Origin of the sequence: Sorangium sp. So ce327, from assembly GCF_051530205.1 — a bacterium.
GTDB lineage: Bacteria > Myxococcota_A > Polyangia > Polyangiales > Polyangiaceae > Sorangium > Sorangium cellulosum_B.
This window is the reverse complement of sequence record NZ_CP150330.1, coordinates 10,439,260-10,460,051: the sequence shown is the minus strand read 5'-3', so window position 1 is coordinate 10,460,051 and position 20,792 is coordinate 10,439,260. Positions and strand designations below refer to the sequence as shown.

Annotated in this window: 4 protein-coding genes; all 4 read right to left on the bottom strand. The window is 68.2% G+C overall.

The features are described from left to right. Positions 1-28 precede the first annotated feature (28 nt). Positions 29-649, bottom strand: coding sequence for a Uma2 family endonuclease (locus tag WME95_RS39100; protein ID WP_437904422.1), 621 nt, complete (start codon positions 647-649; stop codon positions 29-31). Positions 650-873: 224 nt separating this feature from the next. Next, positions 874-2,091, bottom strand: a complete 1,218-nt coding sequence (locus tag WME95_RS39095; protein WP_437904421.1) for a cytochrome P450 family protein — start codon at positions 2,089-2,091, stop codon at positions 874-876. 177 nt (positions 2,092-2,268) lie between these two features. Next, a complete protein-coding gene (locus WME95_RS39090; protein ID WP_437904420.1) occupies positions 2,269-3,528 on the bottom strand; it encodes a metallophosphoesterase family protein in 1,260 nt (419 codons plus the stop codon). 231 nt (positions 3,529-3,759) lie between these two features. Then, positions 3,760-19,923, bottom strand: a complete 16,164-nt coding sequence (locus WME95_RS39085) for a protein kinase domain-containing protein (RefSeq protein ID WP_437904419.1) — start codon at positions 19,921-19,923, stop codon at positions 3,760-3,762. Between the last annotated feature and the right edge of the window lie 869 nt (positions 19,924-20,792).

Genomic DNA, 20,792 nt, shown 5'->3' with positions numbered 1-20,792 from the left:
TGCCGCGTGTCCCTCAGAGCTCTCGGCCTCACTTCAGCGCCGCGCGCAGCGCGTGGACCGCCTGGGTCTGCGTCGGCTGATCGAGGAACCCCGCGAGCCACGCAGGATCGAGCTCGGGAAGGAACGCACTCCGCGCGCGGAGCTCGAACCGCTCACCCGAGAGCGCGAAGATGCGGAGGCCCTCGTCTCGGTCCCACATCCAGACCTCGGCGACGCCGAGGCCACGGTAGATCTCCAGCTTGTCGAGGCCTCCGTGCGTCCAGACGACCTCGATCGCCAGGTCTGGCACCTCTTTGTTCGTGTCGCCGACGATGTAGCACTCGTCGGGCTCGGCCCCGCGCTCCTTCGGCGCGTTGCGGAGCGTCCACGCGCCGTATCCGCTGAGCTCGATGCCGCGCGCATCGCAATAGGCTTCGAGGAGCCGCGCGATGGTCTTCTTGACCCCTTCGTGACTGCGGGACGGGCTCATCAGCTCGATCGCTCCGTTCAGGTAGTACATGCGCACGCCGGCCCGGTCCCCCCGCACGGCGAGGAGGATCTCGTAGTCCTTCCACGTCATCCCGTAGAGGATGACGTGCTGGTCGCTCTCCTCGTGACGGGGCCGCGGTCGCTCGGCCTCGGGTGCGGCGTTCGTGGGGACAGACTGCATGGGCCAGAGGATACCCGACGGTGGAGCCGGCGGCGAGCGCTGGCAGGCGCCGGGCGCTTGCTTCCATCATTGCGTGGCGACTTCACCGCTCTCCTCCCGGCGCGCTGATGGCGGGCCGCTCGCGCTCGGAGGGGATTCTCATCACGAACGCCGCTGCGGCGCAGCAGACCGAGTGACCTGAAAGATGTCCGACGAGTCGGCGTCCAAGGAGCTTTATGTGCTCCTCAGAACACCACAGGCACCGCCGCCGGGCCACGGATCATGGGCCATTCGCTCCACACGATGTCGCGGGGCGAGGTGGCGAGCTCGATGCGCGGCAGCCTCCGGAGGAGCGTCGAGAAGGCGATCGCCGCCTCGATCCGCGCGAGCATCGCGCCGAGGCAGAAGTGGATACCGCCCCCGAAGCCGATGTGCCGGTTCGGCGAGCGGCCGATGTCGAAGCGGTCCGGATCCGGAAAGTGCTCCGGATCCCGGTTCGCGGCCATGAGCCCCGCCGCGACGCCTTCTCCCGCCGGCACGCGGGCGCCGAACAGCTCGATGTCCTCGAGCGACCAGCGGATCGTCGAGAGCTCCGCCGGCCCCTCGCAGCGCAGCACCTCCTCCACCGCGGAGCCGACGAGCCCGGGGTCCTCGTCCAGCCGGCGCCGCTCCGCGGGGTGCGAGAGCAGGAGGAACATGCCGCTCGCGATGAGGTGCACGGTGGTCTCATGGCCCGCGACGATCAGCAGGAACACCATGCTCGAGAGCTCCGCCGGGCTCAGCTTGTGCTCCTGCTCTTCGGCCAGCAAGAGGCCGCTGATCAGGTCGTCGCGCGGGGCCTTGCGGCGCGCGTCGGCGAGCGCCCGGAAGTACGCCGCGAACTCCTCCACCACCCGCTGCGCGCGCTCCACGAACTCGCGACCTTTCGCGGGCGCGAGGAGGACCTTGGTCCACCGGCGGAACCGGTCGCGATCCTCGACGGGGAGGCCGAGCAGCTCGGCGATCACCGCGGTGGGGAGCGGAAACGCGAAGTCTGCCACGAGCTCCATCCGTCGCCGGTCGATCGCCGCGTCGATGAGCCCGTCCGTGATCGCCTGGATGCGCGGGCGCAGCCCTTCCATCATCCGCGGCGAGAAGGCCCGCTGGACGATGGCCCTGAGCCGCGTGTGATCCGGCGGATCGGCGTCGAGCATGTGCTGATCCATGAAGGTCGTGCGGTCGCTGAGCGGGAAATAACGCCGGCGCACCTCGTCGGGGAGCTTGCGGAAGTCGCGGATCAGGCGCGGATCCTTGAGGAGCTCCACGCAGTCGTCGTAACGCACGGCCACCCAGATGGGCACGTCGAGGCGGGGGTGAATGAGGCGATGCAGGCGCCCCGCGGCCCGCATGCGCGCGTAGATCGCGTGCGGCTCGGCGCGGCTGCTCGGATGGAACAGCTCCGGAAAAGCGTCCTGGTCGACCATGATTCCCCCCCTTTCATGGCGTCCGGACGTTCGAGGTGATGCTCGCGTCACGCCGGATCGCGAGGTGTGCATGGTGGAGAACAGCGCTCCGTCAAGCGGCGGCCGGAGGGTTGCGCGCCGTCGACCGTCGAGCCGCGGCGTCGGATCTCGGGCGCGCCGCGGGAGCGCGCCCGACCTTCAGGGCGCGTCGCTCGCGCCGAGCAGCCGCGAGATCAGCGTGTGCTCCACGTCGTCGAGCGCCTCGCGCAGGAACGTCGGGTCGTCGAGGCGGATCGCGTCGTCCCCCTCGCGCGCCTCGACGGGCAGCTTGTTCCTGAGGCTCGCGAACTCGCGCAGCAGCGAGGACAGGCCCGCCTCGTCGTCGCGCAGCGCGCGCAGCGACCTCGTGAGCTGGCCGATCGCGTCGTCCCGCTCCTCGAGCGCGCCCACCTGGAGCGGCGAGATCGTCCGGGAGAGCACGCGCTCGATCCACAGCGCGCCGCCGAGATCGTTGGCGATCGCGCGGATCTGCCCCGTCCATCGCTCGAAATCGGCGCGGAGCGCGGCGTGCGCCTTCGTCGCGCCGCACAGGAAGACCCGCGCGGCCAGCGTGCGCCCGTCCGCCTCGGCGAGGCGCCGCTCGAGCTCCTCCCGCGTCAGATCCACGATGTCGTCAGCGCTCGCGGCCGGGGAGAGATCGACCTCGCACGCGCTCCAGCGCACGACGTCGAGGGGCCGGTGCTCGACCGAGGTGATGCGGCCGTCGTCCACCGCGACGAGGAGGGCGCCCTTCTCGCCGGTCTCGCGGGCGTGGCGGCCCTGGAGGTTGCCGGGGAACGCGATGTACGGATCGCGCGAGAGCACCTCCCGGGTGTGCACGTGGCCGAGCGCCCAGTAATCGTATCGCTTCCCGACGAGGGTGTTCAGGCTGCAAGGAGCGTAGTTGTCGTGGCCCTCGCGGCCGCCCAGACAGGTGTGGAGCATGCCGATGTTGAAGAGGCCTGCCCGCGCGTCCGGATAACCCGCGGCGAGATCGTCGGTGACGGCCTTGGCCGCGAAGCTCTGTCCGTGGACGGCGACCCCGAGCCGATCGAAGACGATGGACTCGGGGCGGCGGGGATCGAGCCGCCGGGCGTTCTCGGGGAGCTCCAGGTGACGCGTGATGTTGCTCTCGGCGTCGTGATTGCCATAGAGGAGCACGACGTCCACCCGGGCGGCGCGCAGGCGGGAGAGCTGCGCGGCGAAGAACAGGCCCGTGCTGTAGTCCTTCCAGTCGCCGTCGTAGATGTCGCCCGCGAGGAGCAGGAGGTCGACCTCCTCGGCGAGGCAGAGGTTCACGAGGTTCTCGAGCGCGCGGCGGGTCGCCCCGCGGATCTGCTCGACGGGGGCGCCCGGGTAACGGTCGAGCCCGCGGAGGGGGCTGTCGATGTGGAGGTCGGCGGCGTGGACGAACTTCATGGGCAGACGCGGCCCGAGCTTAGCCGCTCGGCGCCGGGAGCGCTGCTCATCCGATGAGGATCGCGGTCGATGCCTCGCTGGCCGTCGCCGGGCTCGACCGCGCGAGGACAGCCCCGCACAGCGCCACCCGAGCTCGTCCTTCTTCGCGTCGAACCTGCTCGTCTTCTTCGGGCTGCTCTCGCTCGGCGCGCCGCGCGCGGAGGTGGGGTTCGGGGCGGAGCCCCGAGGGGACTAGCGGACGCACGTGCAGGCGGAGTGCTCGTCGTCAGGCCCGTCTTTGCCCTGCTCGCCCCTGTCGACCACCTTCGCGTCCATGCCGAGCTGCTGCAGGAGCTCGGTGACGAGCGCGATGGCCTCCCGCTTGTCCGCCTGCGTGCGCGGAGAGGACCAGGCGCCGCTCTTCTCGACCAGCGTCCGCACCAGGGCGTCGATCGGCGGGGGGATGGGGACGTCGCCGTCGAGGGCAGCCGGCGCGTCGGTCAATTGCGCGGCCGGCGCCTCGCGCGGTGAGCCGTGCGGCGTTTCGCCCGTCGCTACCGGCGTCGTGGCCTGTGCTGGCGTCGTGGCGAACCAGCTCCGGGCGGGGGCCGCGTCGCTCACCTCGTCCATGAGCGAGCGCGTGCGGAGCTCCCAGAGCTGGCCCTGGATCTGGTTCATGAAGTCGGCATCCCGGGCGCCGTCGCTGTAGAGCTGACGGACGATGTCCACGAGCTTCTCGACCGTGCTCGGGTCGCGCGGCATCTCGTAGGCGGCGATCTTGGTCAGGCTGACGATCCCCAGATCGTTCTTCAACGAAGCCAGCGTCTTCCGGTCGCGCGCCGAGAGCTGACCGCGCGCCAGCGCCTCGGTGTGCTCCAGGATCATCAGCCCGAAGCGCTTCGCGTCCTCGTTGATGCGCTGCTGAGCCCCGTCGATGCGCTTGCTCAGTCCGAAATCGGAGACGAGGTATTTCCCGTCCTTGACCAGGACGTTATCGGCCTTGATGTCCTTGTGCAGGATGCCCGCCCTGTGCATCTCTGCATAGCTCCCCGCAAGGTCGTGGAAGATGCTGATGAGCTGCGTCCGGCTCGGCGGATTCTTCTGCAGGTGGCTCTCCAGAGACCCCTCGGCGGGATCGAGCACGATGTAGATCGAATCCCTGGCGACGAGCGCCTTCTGGAGCTTGACGACCACCGGCTCGGAGTCTTGATCCATGAGGTACATCTGGATCGCCGACTCGCGGAGGATGTTGTCGAGCTGCTCTCTCTCCTTGCCCACCTCCAGCTTGATCTTCTTGACGACGACCTTCTGCGTCTGTCCCTGGCTCTGGTGCTCGGCCAGCGCCACGTTGCCCGAGATGCCTTTTCCGATGACCTTCTGCAGCGTGTAGTTCTCGAGCGGCAGCTTGCCCGCCTTGACCGGCCTCACGCCGCCGTCGGAGATGCGCACGGGGCCGGACTGCGCCGCATCGGCCACCCGGGACGTTATGCCGCCTTCCTGCAGGCGAGCCTGTTGCGTCCCATCGATGAACTCGTCGATGAAGGCCTGCCTCGTGCTGATGGGCTGGTCGTCTTCCGCTTCCGCTTCCGCGCTGTGCACGGGGGTGGCGCTCGACAGCGCGCCCATGGCCCTGGCCTTGATCTCCGCCGGGGCACGGTCCGATTGCTCGGCGTGCTGCAGGAGCTCCACCTGCATCGGGCTCAACGCGCTCAGCGTGCGCTCGTCACCGAGCCTGCTCTCCACGAGCTCATAGGAGAGGTTCTTCACCTGCTCGAACAGCGCGTCGTAGCCCGGCGGCGCCGACGGCCCCGGCGCCGGCATGGGACCCACGAAGAACCCGTGCGCCAGCTGTATCTGCGCGTCTGAAGCCTGCTCCGCTGTGCCGTCTTCCGCCTGCGCGAGCAGCTGCTGCGCCAGCTGCATGGCTCTCGGGATGTCCTTGTCCTTCAGGGCGACCACGAGCGGAGACGGCTGTGACGCTGCGGGCTGCTCCTGGTCGCCAAGGGGCGCAGGGGCGTTCTGTCCGCCTTCAGGCGGCGAATCCGGCAACGCCCCCGCGTTGATCCCTTCGCGCAGGGCCCGGCTTCTCGCCTCGACAGCGCTCGCGTCGTCATGATGAGCGTAGGCGTCCGTCACCGAAACGGTGTCGTTCTCTCCTGACCGGACCTCCACCTTGGTACCGGGCGCCTGATGCACCCATTGCGAGCCGTCTTTGACGAGCGTCCGCCCGTCCTTGGTGATGGTAACGAGATCGTCGCGCCCCGTGATTCGCTCGACGAAGATCCCCTGCTTCTGGAGCTCTCCCATCAGCTCGCGCGCGAAGTCCGCGCTGTCGCACCCTTTGAGGCTCAGCGTCCCGAGCGCCTTCGCGCCGTTTTCCTTGAGGTGCGTCGCGAGCTCTGCCGGCGTCATGCCCCCGAAGCGGCCTGGGCTGCCGTGTGCCACGATGGTGAGCTTGTCGTTCGCGCCGAGCTCGCCCAGCTGGTCGCTCGACACCGGTCTGTGTCCATCTTTGCCCGCCAGGTTCTTGGCGTTGTCCAGGACCGCCTTGTCCGAGCCGAGCGCATAGACGCCGCCCGGGTTATCGCCCGTCTCGGCCGACGTCGTGGCCCGCGCTTGCTTGCCGGTGAACCAGCTCCGGGTGGGCGCCGCGTCGCTCAGCTCGTCCATGAGCGAGCGCGTACGGACGTCCCAGAGCTGGTCCTGGATGCGCTTCATGAAGCCGGCATCCTTGGGGGCCGCCGGGTCATCGCTGTAGAGCTGACGAACGATGTCCACGAGCTGGTCGACCGTGCTCGGGCTGCGCGGCATCGTGGAGGCGGCGATCTTGGTCGGGCTGAAGAACCCCATGTCGCTCTTCAACGACTCCAGCGTCTTCAGGTCGCGCGCCGAGAACTCTCGTGCCTTCGGGGCACGCGCCGAGAGCTGACCGCGCGCCAGCGCCTCGGTGTGCTCCAGGATCATCAGCCCGAAGCGCTTCGCGTCCTCGTTGACGCGCTGCTGGACCCCGTCGATGCGCTTGCTCAGCCCGAAATCGGAGATGAGGTATTTGCCGTCCTTGACCAGGACGTTATCCGCCTTGATGTCCTTGTGCAGGATGCCCGCCTTGTGCATCTCTGCGTAGCTTCCTGCCAGATCATGGAAGATGCTGGTGAGCTGTGTTCGGCTCGGCGGGTCCTTCTGCAGGTGGCTCTCCAGAGACCCCTCGGCAGGCTCGAGCACGATGTAGATGGAGTCCCTGGCGACGAGCGCCTTCTGGAGCTTGACGACCACAGGCTCGTCGCCCTGGTCCATGAGGTACATCTGGATGGCGGACTCGCGGAGGATGTTGTCGACCTGCTCTCTCTCCTTGCCCGGCTCCAGCTTGATCTTCTTGACGACGACCTTCTTCGTCTCTCCCTGGCTCTGGTGCTCGGCCAGCGCCACGTTGCCCGAGACGCCCTTTCCGATGATCTTTTGCAGCGTGTAGTTCTCGAGCGGCAGCTTGCCCGCCTTGGCCGGCCTCACGCCGCTGTCGGAGATGCGCACGGGGCCGGACTGCGCCGCATCGGCCACCTGGGACGTTATCCCTCCGTCCTGCAGGCGAGCCTGTTGCGTCCCATCGATGAACTCGTCGATGAAGGCCTGCCTCGTGCTGATGGGCTGGTCGTCTTCCGCTTCCGCGCTTTGCACGGGGGTGGCGGCCGACAGCGCGCCCATGGCCCTGGCCTTGATCTCCGCCGGGGCAAGGTCCGACTGCTCGGCGTGCTGCAGGAGCTCCATCTCCACCGCGCTCAACGCGCTCTGCGTGCGCTCGTCGCCGAGCCCGCTCTGCACGAGCTCATAGGAGAGGTTCTTCACCTGCTCGAACAGCGCGTCGTAGCCCGGCGGCGCCGACGGCCCCGGCTCCGGCATGGGGCCCACGAAGAACCCGTGCGCCAGCTGTATCTGCGCGTCCGGCGCCAGCTCCGCCGTGCCGCTGCCCGTCGGCGCGAGCAGCTGCTGCGCCAGCGCCATCGCCCTCGGGATGTCCTTGCCCTTCAGGGCGACCACGAGCGGAGACGGCGATGGCGCTGCGGGCTGACGCTGATCGCCGCTGGGCGCGCGGTCTTGCTGTCCGCCTTCAGACGCCGACAGCGCGAGGGCCTCCCCCTGCTGAGCGCTCTCGTCCGTCGCATCGTGCGAGACCGCGGACGCATCGGCCCGCGTTTCGCCCGTCGCTGCCGGGGCCGTGGTGAGCCAGCTTCGGGCGGGTGCCGCGTCGCTCAGCTCGTCCATCAGCGAGCGCGTGCGGACGTCCCAGAGCTGGTCCTGAATGAGGTCCATGAAGCCGGCATCCTTGGGGGCCGCCGGGTCATCGCTGTAGAGCTGACGAACGATGTCCACGAGCTGGTCGACCGTGCTCGGGTCCTCCGGCTTCTTGTAGGCGGCGACCTTGGTCGGGCTGAAGAACCCCATGTCGCTCTTCAACGACTCCAGCGTCTTCAGGTCGCGCGCCGAGAGCTGACCGCGCGCCAGCGCCTCGGTGTGCTCCAGGATCATCTGCCCGAAGCGCTTCGTGTCCTCGATGATGCGTTGCTGGACCCCGTCGATGCGCTTGCTCAGCCCGAAATCCGAGATGAGGGACTTGCCGTCCTTGACCAGGACGTTATCGGCCTTGATGTCCTTGTGCAGGATGCCCGCCTTGTGCATCACTGCATAGCTCCCCGCCAGGTCGTGGAAGATGCTGATGAGCTGCGTGCGGCTGGGCGGGTTCTTCTGCAGGTGGCTCTCCAGAGACCCATCGGCAGGCTCGAGCACGATGTAGATGGAGTCCTTGGCGACGACCGCCTTCTGGAGCTTGACGACCACGGGCTCGTCGCCCTGGTCCATGAGGTACATCTGGATCGCGGACTCGCGGAGGATGTTGTCGAGCTGCTCTCTCTCCTTGCCCGCCTCCAGCTTGATCTTCTTGACGACGACCTTCTTCGTCTCTCCCTGGCTCTGGTGCTCGGCCAGGGCCACGTTGCCCGAGACGCCTTTTCCGATGATCTTCTGCAGCGTGTAGTTCTCGAGCGGCAGCTTGCCCGCCTTGACCGGCCTCACGCCGCTGTCGGAGATGCGCACGGGGCCGGACTGCGCTGCATCGGCCACCCGGGACGTCATGCCGCCTTCCTGCAGGCGAGCCTGTTGCGTCCCATCGATGAACTCGTCGATGAAGGCCTGCCTCGTGCTGATGGGCTGGTCGTCTTCCGCTTCCGCGCTTTGCACGGGGGTGGCGGCCGACAGCGCGCCCATGGCCCTGGCCTTGATCTCCGCCGGGGCAAGGTCCGACTGCTCGGCGTGCTGCAGGAGCTCCACCTGCATCGGGCTCAACGCGCTCAGCGTGCGCTCGTCGCCGAGCCCGCTCTGCACGAGCTCATAGGAGAGGTCCTTCACCTGCTCGAACAGCGCGCCGTAGCCCGGCGGCGCCGACGGCCCCGGCGCCGGCATGGGACCCACGAAGAACCCGTGCGCCAGCTGCGTCTGCGTGTCCGGCGCCAGCTCCGCCGTGCCGCTGCCCGTCGGCGCGAGCAGCTCCTGTGCGAGCTGCATGGCTCTCGGGATGTCTTTGTCCTTCAGCGCGAGCACGAGCGGAGACGGCTGTGGCGCTGCGGGCTGCCGCTGCTCGCGGCTGGACGCGGGGGCGTGCTGTCCGTCTTCAGACGTCAGCGGCTCCAGAGACGGCGCCTCGACCTGAGGACCCATGGCGCTCGCGTCGCCAGTTCCGGTTCCATCGCTCGCGGGCGCGGCGACCATGAACCCGCTCTTGCCCGCCGTGGGAGCCTGGCTCGTGGGAGCGACCTGCGAGGGCGACTCCACGGCTGGAGACGTCGGTGGCCGGTGCCAGCTGCCGGTGAGGATGTTGGGGAAGTACTCCCCCATCCTGTCTTTGCGCACCACGAACGGGAAGGTCTTGCCGTAGCTCGAGATCGGAACGACGTAGGCGTCCGCGCCGTCGGGGGTCGTTGTCGTCTCGATGGGGCCGGCGATCCTGACCTGGTGCAGCCCCTGGTTCCCGAACGAGCTGGCCGGATCGCTCCAGGCGCTGAGGTCCTGGTCCGATCCGAGGTTGTCAGAGCCAGGCGCGTACTTCCTGGCCTCGGCGCCCACCGGCGCGGCGAGGACGATCCCATGGACGAACGGCCCGCTGCCCCCGTCGTCGAACAGCCTGTTGATCGCGTCGATGTCGTACTCGCCGTCCTTCGACGACATGACGTTGACGTCGTTCGCCTCGAGGACGTCGCCGAGGATGCCGGTATAGGCCTCCTCGCTCATGGGGAAGTCGCCGCGCTTCAGGCGCACGCCGTCGCCCGCGAGCTGGTCCTGCTTCTGGGCGAAGCGCTCGTCGAGGCCCCCCTCGACCTCCTTGATCCACGCGTCGTACTCGTCCCTGGAGCGCGTCTTCCAGAGCTTGGGCAGCGCCCGGGCGAGCATGATGTCGAGGCGCCTGTCGCCGTAGTCCTTGCCCGTGTGGCTGGACATGCGCTCGATCTGCCTGACCCTGCCGCCGAGCAGGACGTTGCGATCCGGGTCCTTGCCCCGGGCGATCTCCTCCTGGCTGGGGGTGACCTGGATCGAGCCGCCTGACGCCAGCGGGTAGGGCGTGGTCTCGAACAGCGACCTGAAGACGTCGATGGCCTTCATGGGGTTGTTGTGCAGGACCGCCTCGGCGATGGCCGTGAGCCCGCAGAAGGCGAAGTCCCGCTGCTCGATGCGCTCCGGCTGCTCGAGCAGCGTCTTGGCCCGCTCCTTGAACTCGCGGGGCATGCCGTCGATGCGGTCCACCAGCGACTTCAGGTAGCTCGTCGGATCCGTGTCGCCGGTCTCGAGCGCGCGGCTCGCATACTCGTCGAGGGCGCTCCCTCGCAGCCCGCGCTTCATCCCCATGTCGGTCAGCTCGGCGAGCGACGGGGCCGGCGCCGAGGACTCGCCCGGCGCGGCCTGAGCGGCGGCGGCGCCGCCGGGCTCGACGACGGGCCCGCCCTTGCTGGGCGCGAACGATTGAGCCCCGCCGGAGGGATCGGCCTCCGGCGCGGTCGGCAAGGAGGAGGCCTTGGCAGGCGGCGGGGGAGGGGTCTTTTCGACCCTGATGAGCTCGGTGAAGGCGATCTTCACCTGATCCTTCGTCGCGGATAGATCCTTGAGCGCCTTGAAGTACTTGCTCAGAGCCGAATCGGGCTTCTGTGTGTCGTTGATGTACTCCCCGATGAGCCGGTCGGGATCACTCTCCTGGAGCTTGCTCGAGATGTAGTCCTGATTCTTGGTATACAGTTTGTTGAGCTCGTCCGGAGTGTAAGGCTTGTCCTTGAATTCGGTGCTTCCCTTGGGCTTGAACCTGCGCTCGCCCTCGCCGTAAATTTGATCTGTCTTGTTGAGCTTGACCTCGATCTTGCGGCCTTCTTCCCTGGGCGACTCGAGCGTGCGGCCCAGCTTCAGACCTGCTATCTCCTCAAAGAGAGCCCGCATGCTGTTGTGGATATAGTTCCGCTTCCAGCTCTGGAGCCCTGCACGTCCATCGATCTGTCGCCCGACGAGCTTGGCCCGAGCCGCCGCGTCGTCCGCTCCGTCCACCCCGACGAGGTCCTCTGACCCCGGGAACTTGTTGCTGATGCCCTTTCCGACATGGAAGTAGGGCTTGTTCTGCCGCTCCTTGTCCATGCCGTTCACGCTCTCGAATCCGTTGGGTAACGATGTCTTGGATCGGAGGTACTCGAAGACCGGCATGGGGAGGCGGTTCGGTGAGAACTCGACGACGAGCACCTCGTTGGGCCCGACGCTGGCGATGCGCTTCGGCGCTTCCGGATCCTCGATGTTGATCACCGTCGCGCGCGGTTCGCCGTCATCCTTGAGGAGCCGCTGATTCAGGCGATCTACGAGCGGCTCCCAGCCCTCTTTGTCGAAGGTGTCGCTCTCATCGACGACGAGCCGGAGCCCGCTCTCCCATACCCCTCTCAGCATCTTCTCGAGCGTGGCGATCTCGTCCTTGTCCGTCCACCCCGCCGCGCCGATGATCGCGCCCTTGTCCTTGAGATCCGTTTCGGCGCCCTTTTCATCCTGCGCATACAGGACCCCTGTGATGAGGTTGAACAGCTCGAAGATGGCCGCTTTCGACTCGTTCCCCGTGCCGAACCCGTAGACGACCATGGTGTGGGTCTGCGGGCTCTCGTCCTTGCTCTTCGGGGTCTGGTCCAGGAAGGCGAGCACGCCGGGGGTCTTGGCCGCGGCGTTGCTCTTCTCGAGCTCCTCCTCGATCATCGCTCTCGGATCACCCGGCTCCGTGGTGTCGTAGATGTAGCCGAGCCCGGCGAGCGCATCGACCTCGTGGAACCGCTCTTCGTTTGCGCTGTCCCGGTAGGTGACGCCCCGCAATCCGCTTTCGCGGTTCCAGTCCATGGGCTGGAGCTGGACGAAGGAGCGGACGCCGAGCTTGGTCAGGATGTCTTTCGGCTTCTCCTCGTTGTCCATCGCGCCGGTGAGCCCGTAGTTCGCTGGGTTCCGGTCGGTCAGGGTCTGGAACGTCTTGAGGCCCATGACGTTGACCCGGAGCCCCCCGGTCTCGAAGCGCTGGGTGGCCTCGCCGTTCTCGTCGAAGCCCGGCAAGAGGCTCGTGAGCTTCGCCCGGTTCAGGCCGTATTTCTTGCCGCCGGCCTTTACGTCCTCTTGCGTGGGGTCGTCGTCGCGCTCGTTGGAGTCGTCGTAGACGACGTCGAACTCGCCGGTGAAGCCGAGATGGACGAGCCGCTTCATGAGCTGCACCGAGGCGGACTGATGGCCGTTGCCGGGCGCCCGCGGGATGAAGATCCTGAGCGTCGTCTGCTGCTTCAGCACCTCCATGGCCTCGGCCTCGAGATCCGCGGTGCTCGCGTCGTCGGCGCCGGTGGCGCTGGTCTCTGTCGAGGTGGCGAAGAACCCGCTCTGCTTGTCCTGGAGCTCTTGCGGCGGCTGGGTGCGGGGGCCGAGGAGCTCGTGGAGCGCGTCCTTCCCTTTTTGCTTCAGGTCCTGCTCGAACCTGTCGGCGCGGTCCTTGAGGGTCCTGGCCCAGTTGGTCCCGAGCTTGCCGAGGTCGACGGTGCGGGCGTTCTTGGTGCTCTCGTCGCCGATCTTGTCCTGCTTGAGGCCGCCGACGCTGGAGATCGGGTTGGCGGTCTTCTCGGTGGAGCGCCAGTTGTGGGGGTAGGCGACGGTGCTGGGCGCCCCGGGGCCGGTGGTCTCCATGCCGATCTGGAGCGCGCCGGGCCTGCCCGGCTTGGGCGGGCGGTAGCCGATGAACATGTGACCGTGGGCGCCGTCGGGCAGGATGACGTCGCCGTTGAAGTCCTTGAGGCCGAGGCCGCCGACGGCGAGGTTGATGCCGTACAGCTCGGTGTCGTCGAACTTGGTCTTGAGGGCGGCGAGCTGGCCGCCCTGCTCCTTGAACTTGCCGTCTGCGAACGAGACGTGGTGCGTGCCGATGAGGCGCTTGAACACGCCGGGCATGGGATTGCCCTTGTTGTCGGTGATGCCGAGGTGCTCCGTGAGCGCGTAGGGAGCGTTGCCCGCGGGGATCTGGATGTTGACGCGGCCGCCGTGCGACAGGAGCTTGGCGACGGGCACGTCCTGTAGGGGGACATGGCTCTTGGCGGCGCCGTCGTAGATCTCGGCGCCTTCCTGGAGCAGGTGGAAGACGTTCTTGAGCACCTCGAGCGACTGCCCGTGCCGCTCGACGACCTCATCCTTGGAGAGCTTCTTGCCCTCGGTGAAGGTCAGGGTATTGAGGAGCGTCTTCGGAGCGAGCACGGCGCCCTTGTTGATGGCCGTGGTCGCATCGTCGTTGGGCTCGGTGTACTCGAGGGTCCTGGACCATTCCTCGATGATGCCCTGGTCGATGAGCCTCTTGAGCTCGTCTCGCCTGGCCGGGTCGGTCGTATGCCTGGCCTCCATGGACAGGGCCAACGCCGCAGGCGGGGTACCCTCGAAGCGCTTGCCGGCCTCGCCGCCGTTCATCTGGCGCGAGACGTAGCTGGCGAGCACCACCTTGCTCGCCTTGTGGAGCTTGTGGAAGCCGCGGAAGCGCTCGGGGTTCTTGGTCGGGTCGTCCGACAGGTACTGCTCGATCTGGCCGTGGGTGAGCATGCCCGAGGCGTTGAGCCAGCTCTGCCCCTGGGGGGTCGAGGAGAGCTGCTCGAAGGCGCTCCACTCGGCGTCGCTGAGCAGCGGTCCCCTGGGGAAGCGCCCGCCGAGCTGCTCCTTGGCCGTCGTGGGGTCGGGAGGGAAGCCGCTGGCGCTCAGCGGGCCCTGGATCGCGTAGAGACCGTGCTTGGCCCTGTCGCGGCTGAGGGGGCCGGTGTCGGTGCGCCAGAGGGTGTTCTTGACGGCCTTGTCGACGATCCAGGTCACCTCCTCGACGGGGGTGGAAGTCGCCGGATCCGGCGCTCTCTCCGACGGCGGCTCCGCTTCTTCCTGGATCTCGTCGAACTGCGATTGCGGGTCGGCTGCCCTGTCCCCGCTGCCCGAAGCGGGGTTGTACCCGCCCAGCCTCTCCGCCGGGTCGCTGGTCTGGCCGTCACCGAGGCTGTTCGGGTCGGCGTTCGCGGCAGGGTTGAAGCCGGTCGTGATCGCGCTCGGGCCCACCGCGGACGGCCGGTTGCCGGCGCTGCGCGCGATGTTCTGGCGGATGCGCTCCCATGCGTCCCGCCCCTGGGTGACCATGCCCGGGAGCTCGTCCTTGAAGAAGTCGCGCACCTCCTGGGTCAGCTGCGCCCTCGGCGCGGGGTTGGGGTCGTGATAGGACGCGTAGGTCTCGGCGAACCACTCTTTGGGCGTGGAGAACTGGTAGTTGGAGACGGCGTTGGTGCGGGCGCTTTCGCGGTAGCTGACCCAGTTGTCGTAGTGGTCGACGTGGTAGATGCGGCCGTCGTGCGCCAGCTCCTCGGCCCCGCCGTCGGCCAGCGTCCAGGGCTGGGCCATGGCGATCTTGACGGTGCGGACGGCCCGCTCGAGCTTGTCCTTCAGGTCTGGGTCGATGGAGACGAATCTCGCGGGAAAGCTCTCCAGGGGAGCCATGTCCCTGCGCCGGTATTCCGGATCGAGGAGGGAGGCGAAGCGCTCGAGCACGGAGAAACCGTCGGGATCGCTCCGCCCCTCGTCGTCGACCTTCTGCTGCGCCTGGTCGTCGGTGATGCCCACCTTGGCAAAGATGGCGCGAGCGACGGTCTGGAATCCCCGCGAGTCGGAGTGCTCCTGCCAGCCGCCGAACCGGTCTTCCCCTGCGAGGCTCCTCCAGTCGACCAGCTTGTCGACGGAGTGGGCGACCTCGTGGCGTATCGTCCACTTGAGCAGGTTGCCGTTGGCGAGCACGTCGGACACGCCGCCCATGACCTGGCGGCGCCCGGTGATGCCGAGGGCCTGGTCCTGCTCCTGGCTGATGCCGGGGTAGTCGGCCAGGGCGCCGCGATCCATCAGCTTTCGCTGCCAGTTCCAGCGCCGGTTGAGCCGGCTGTAGATGAAGGTGGGGACGTTCGGGGGATTGACGATGTTGATGGTGTCGGTCTCCTCGTCGTACTCGCTCGCCGATTGCTCAGAGGAGAGGGCGCGGATGACCTTCCGCAGCGTCGGGCTGCCCGTGACGTGCTCGGGCGGCAGCTCACCGAGGGCCGTCTCGATGTGGTCGAGCATCTTGTGCGAGAAGTGCTTGCCGTCGGCGCCGTCGTCCGGTCCGACCTGCAGCTCGTACTGCTCGGACAGCGCCTGCTCGCGCTCCGCGGCGCCCTTGTTGGCGAACAGCCCGCCGAGCCCGTGTCCTCCGGTGCCGAGCGGGTCGCCGCCCCCCGTGGTGAGCTGGGTCCACGCATCGGCTTTCGGTGTCCGGCTCCGGGCGGGGTCGTTCGCGGCCGGCGCTTGCGATGGGAGATAGGTTCCGTAGGTGAAGACCGGGAAGAGCGACGGCAGCAGGTCCTTCTTCACCTTGATGGAGAAGCTCTGCTGCCAGGTGTGCAGCGGGACGACGTAATGGTCGCCGTCCTCGGTGATCTTGCCGTTGATGACGACCTGGTGCGCGCTCGACGTTTTGCTCGTGACCGCCTTGTCGAACGGCGTGGCCGTGGTGGGATCCTTCGCGGACTGCCTCGCGCGCTCGACGAGCCCGTGGCCGTCGAGGAAGTTGGCCAGGGCGAACGGCGCCTGTTCGGGCTTCGCGAGCGCGTCGTTGATGCGGCCCACGTCGTAGTTGTCGCCGGCGACCATGATCTGGGCGTCGCCGCCGAGGATCTCGGTGAAGATCGTCACCAGCGAATCGGCCGAGATCTGCAGATCGCCGCGCTTCTTGGACGGCCCCGTCGCGTCCTTGTCCCTCGTGGGCGCCTTGTCGAGATAACCGGGGATGGCGCGGGCGGTGTACTTGGCGTCGGCCTGGTACTGGTCGGGGGCGAGCTTGCTCAGCATCTTGCCGAGGCCCCGGGCCAGGAGGTAATCGAGGACGTGCTTGTCGGACCAGGCGCGCCCCTTGCGCGCGACGTCGGCGCGCTTGGCCCCCGCCTTCTTGACGCCGTTCTGGAGCAGCTTGTTGCCGATGGGGGCGTCCTTCAGCGGTAGCTCGCCGCGGATGACGCTTTGGATGGGATCGTCGGTCGCCTGGGCGCTCGTCGTCGCGCGGCGTTCACTCTGCGTGTCGAGCGAGAAGTCGGCGATCTGCTTGCCATCGCGATCGAAGAGCTTGCCGGTGAACTCGGCCGCGACCACGCGCGCGAACCCGGCCAGGTCGGACACGAGCTGCGTATGGAGCACGCTTTGCAGCGCGCAGATGGCGAACTCGTTCTGGGAGAGGGAGCCGGGGTCGTCGATCAGCTCCGCGAGCCTGTCGACGAGCGATCCATCCACGCCCTGAGAATGCATGAGGTCGCCAAGGAGCTTCTTGGCGTCCTGCTTGTCCGCGGCGGTGGCCGGATGAGACCAGGTCTTGCTGGCGTCGATGAGCGTCTGCAATGCGGCCTGGGTGTTGGTGTTGCCCAGGCCCTCGCGGGCGCCGTCGCTCTCCCGGACCGCGCTGTCGCTCGGTGCGCGCGTGACGTCGCGCGGGGGCCTGTCCTTGGGTGCGCGCGTGACGTCGCGCGGGTCGCTGGATGGGGCTGCGGTCGCGATGGTCGCGGCGAGGCCCACGGTGACCGCGCTCTGGCCCGCTGCGCTCGAGCCGGCTCCGGGCGGCTGCCGCGGCTGGTTGCCGGCGCTGCGCGCGATGTTCTGGCGGGCGCGCTCCCATGCGTCCCGCCCCTGGGTGACCATGCCCGGGAGCTCGTTCTTGAAGAAGTCGCGCACCTCCTGGGTCAGCTGCGCCCTCGGCGCGGGGTTGGGGTCGTGATAGGACGCGTAGGTCTCGGCGAACCACTCTTTGGGCGTGGAGAACTGGTAGTTGGAGACGGCGTTGGTGCGGGCGCTTTCGCGGTAGCTGACCCAGTTGTCGTACGGGTCGACGTGGTAGATGCGGCCGCCGTGCGCCAGCTCGTGGGCCCCGCCGTCGGCCAGCGTCCAGGGCTGGGCCATGGCGATCTTGACGGTGCGGACGGCCCGCTCGAGCCTGTGCGTCAGGTCTGGGTCGATGGAGACGAATCTCGCGGGAAAGCTCTCCAGGGGAGCCATGTCCTTGCGCCGGTATTCCGGATCGAGGAGGGAGGCGAAGCGCTCGATCACGGAGAAACCGTCGGGATCGCTCTGCCCCTCGTCGTCGGTCTTCTGCTGCGCCTGGTCGTCGGTGATGCCCACCTTGGCAAAGATGGCGCGAGCGACGGTCTGGAATCCCCGCGAGTCGGAGTGCTCCTGCCAGCCGCCGAACCGGTCTTCCCCGGCGAGGCTGCTCCAGTCGACCAGCTTGTCGACGGAGTGGGCGACCTCGTGGCGTATCGTCCACTTGAGCAGGTTGCCGTTGGCGAGCACGTCGGACACGCCGCCCATGACCTGGCGGCGCCCGGTGATGCCGAGGGCCTGGTCCTGCTCCTGGCTGACGCCGGGGTAGTCCGCCAGGGCGCCGCGATCCATCCGCTTTCGCTGCCAGTTCCAGCGCCGGTTGAGCCGGCTGTAGATGAAGGTGGGGACCTTCGGGGGATTGACGATGTTGATGGTGTCGGTCTCCTCGTCGTACTCGCTCGCCGATTGCTCCGAGGAGAGGGCGCGGATGACCTTCCGCAGCGTCGGGCTGCCCGTGACGTGCTCGGGCGGCAGCTCACCGAGGGCCGTTTCGATGTGGTCGAGCATCTTGTGCGAGAAGTGCTTGCCGCCGGCGTCGTCGTCCGGTCCGACCTGCAGAGCGTACTGCTCGGCCAGCGCCTGCTCGCGCTCCGCGGCGCCCGTGTTGGCGAACATCCCGCCGAGCCCGTGTCCCCCGGTGCCGAACACCTTGCCGAGCCCCTCCGGTTTGGTGCGCGCTCGCGACGGCCGATCCGTCCCCTGGTCCGGTGTCGCGGAGGTTGCGGCGACGTCCCCCGCGCTGGCCGCGGGCGGCTGCATCCCCGTGGTCATGGCGGTGGCCGGGTTCCGGGGGCGCCGCGCGGGCGGTTGTGTGGTCACCTGCTCGACGGGTGTGGATGTCTCCGGATCCGGCGTTCGCTTCGACGGCGGCTCCTCGGAGTCGTCGTCGTCCTCGTCCTCGTCCTCGGAGTCGTCGTCGTCCTCGTCGTCCTCGTCGTCCTCGTCGTCGTCCTCGTCGTCGTCGTCCTCGTCGTCGTCCTCGTCGTCGTCCTCGTCGTCGTCCTCGTCCTCGTCCTCGTCCTCGTCCTCGTCGTCGTCGTCCTCGTCGTCGTCGTCCTCGGAGTCGTCATGGTCCGAGTCCGCATCGCGGTGGTCCTCGTCGCCGTCGTCACTGCTCTCGTCCTCGTCCCCCGGCGGAGCACGGCGATCGCCGCCCAGCGAACCTCGCTCGGGGCGATCCGACCCATCGGACGATTCGTCGGACGATTCGTCGAGCGACTCGTCGGACGACTCGTCGGAGGCGTGCGGCGCGGTATCGTGGGTGTCCAGCTGCGAAATATCGCGCGGGCCGACGAGGTTCTTGATCGCCTCTGTCGGGTTCTCCGTCACGTCTCGCGCGAACTGGTCCGCTCGTTCCTCGAGGGGCCCTTTCCAATCGTCCCCGAGCTTGCCCAGGTCGACGGTGCGGGCGTTCTTGCCCTTCTCGTCGCCGATCTTGTCTTGCTTGAGACCGCCGACGCTGGAGATGGGGTTGGCCGTCTTCTCGGTGGAGCGCCAGTTGTGGATGTAGCCGACGGTGCTGGGCGCGCCTGGGCCGGTGGTCTCGATGCCGATCTGGAGCGCGCCCCGCCTCCCCGGCTTGGGCGGGCGGTAGCCGATGAACACGTGCCCGTGGGCGCCGTCGTTCAGGATCACGTCGCCGTTGAAGTCCTTGAGGCCGAGCCCGCCGATAGCGAGGTTGATGCCGTAGAGCTCTGTGTCGTCCAGCTTGGACCTGATCGCGGCGTACTGCCCGCCCTGCTCCTTGAACTTGTCCTTGCCGAGCGAGATGTGGTGCGTCCCGAAGTCGCGCTTGAACACGCCGGCCTTGGGTTGACCGTTCCCGTCGGTGATGCCGAGGAACTCTGTCAGCGCGTAGGGCGGGCTGCCCTTGGGGATCTGGATGTTGACGCGGCCGCCGTGCGACAGGAGCTTGGCGACCGGCACGCCCTGGAGCGGGACATGGCTCTTCGAGCCGGCGTCGTAGATCGCGGCGCCGGCCTGGAGCAGGTGGAAGGTGTTCTTGAGCACCTCGATCGACTGCCGGTACCGCTCGAGGGCCTCGTCCGTCGAGAGCGACTTGGGCTCTGCGAACGTCAAGCTGTCCTTGAGCGTCCTCGGAGCCAGCACGGCGCCCTTGTCCATGGCCTCGATCGCGGCGTCGTTGGGCTCGGTATGCTCGAGCGTCTTGGCCCATTCGTTGGCAATGCCCTGGTCGATCTGCTTCTTGAGCTCGTCCCTCCTCACCGGGTCGGTCGTGTGCCGCGCCTCCATGGACAGGGCCACCGCCGCCGGAGGCGTGCCCTCGAAGCGCTCGCCGTCATCGCCGCCCTTCATCTGGCGCGAGACGTAGCTCGCGAGGACGACCTTGCTCGGCTTGTGGAGCAGGTGGAAGCCGCGGAACTTCTCGGCGTTGTCGTTCGAAAGGTACTGCTCGATCTCGTCGAGCGGCAGCATGCCGGAGGCCTTGAGCCAGCGCTGTCCCTCAGGGGTCGAGGAGAGCTGCTGGAAGGCGTCCCACTCGGCATCACTGAACAGCGTTCCCTTGGGGAAGCGCTTCCCGATCTGCTTCTTCGCCTGCGCGGGATCGGTGGGGAAGCCGCCGCTGGTCAGCTGGTCGGCGATGCTCGGGATGGCACGCTTCGCCTTCTTGCGGCTTACTCTGCCCGTCGGAGTCCGCCATGCGGACTTCGTGACGGCCTTGTCCGCAATCCACGTCACCTTGCCGCCCTGCGCAGGGTCAGCCGTGGTGGACGAGCCTCCCGGCGGCGGTCCCGAGCGTCCAGACCCCGGCTGCCGGGAGCCCTGCCCCGCGGGCGGTGACTTCGAGGTAGAGGACTCGGCGGGCGTGGGCTCCGCGGTGGAAGCGGGTTTTCCGGCGGGGGTGCTCTTCGCGCCGCTCTCGCCCGTCTTGGGGGAGGGCTGAGCTGACGTGCTGTCCTTCGCGACGGTCTCGTTCGCGGGCGTCCCCCCGGGCACCTCGCCCCCCTTGGGAGCCGTGCTTCCTGGCGCCGTCGCCTTGGTGCTCCCTTGGGGACCCTTGCCGAGGTCCTGAATTGGCTGGTTGGTAGGCTGGGTGGAGCCCTTGGGGAGGCTGCCGTCGGTAGGAGCGGATCGAGGCCTGACGGTGGCCTCGGTGGTCCGTGGCTGTGTGGTCGAGCTGCCCTGGCCCTGAACTGGCTGGTTGGTAGGCTGGGTGGGGCCCTTGGGGAGGCCGCCATCGGAAGGAGCGGATCGAGGCCTGACGGTGGCCTCGGTGGTCCGAGGCTGTGTGGTCGAGCTGCCCTGGCCCTGGATTGGCTGGTTGGTGGGCTGGGTGGGGCTCTTGGGGAGGCTGCCGTCGGTGGGAGCGGATCGAGGCCTGACGGTGGCCTCGGTGGTCCGAGGCTGTGTGGTCGAGCCGCCCTGGCCCTGAAGTGGCTGGTTGGTAGGCTGGGTGGGGCTCTTGGGGAGGCTGCCATCGGTAGGAGCGGATCGAGGCCTGACGGTGGCCTCGGTGGTCCGAGGCTGTGTGGTCGAGCTGCCCTGGCCCTGGATTGGCTGGTTGGTGGGCTGGGTGGGGCTCTTGGGGAGGCTGCCGTCGGTGGGAG

Bases quoted from the DNA above. Each gene is read 5' to 3' on its own strand.
- WME95_RS39100 (WP_437904422.1), bottom strand. From the start codon at position 649: ATGCAGTCTGTCCCCACGAACGCCGCACCCGAGGCCGAGCGACCGCGG.
- WME95_RS39095 (WP_437904421.1), bottom strand. From the start codon at position 2,091: ATGGTCGACCAGGACGCTTTTCCGGAGCTGTTCCATCCGAGCAGCCGC.
- WME95_RS39090 (WP_437904420.1), bottom strand. From the start codon at position 3,528: ATGAAGTTCGTCCACGCCGCCGACCTCCACATCGACAGCCCCCTCCGC.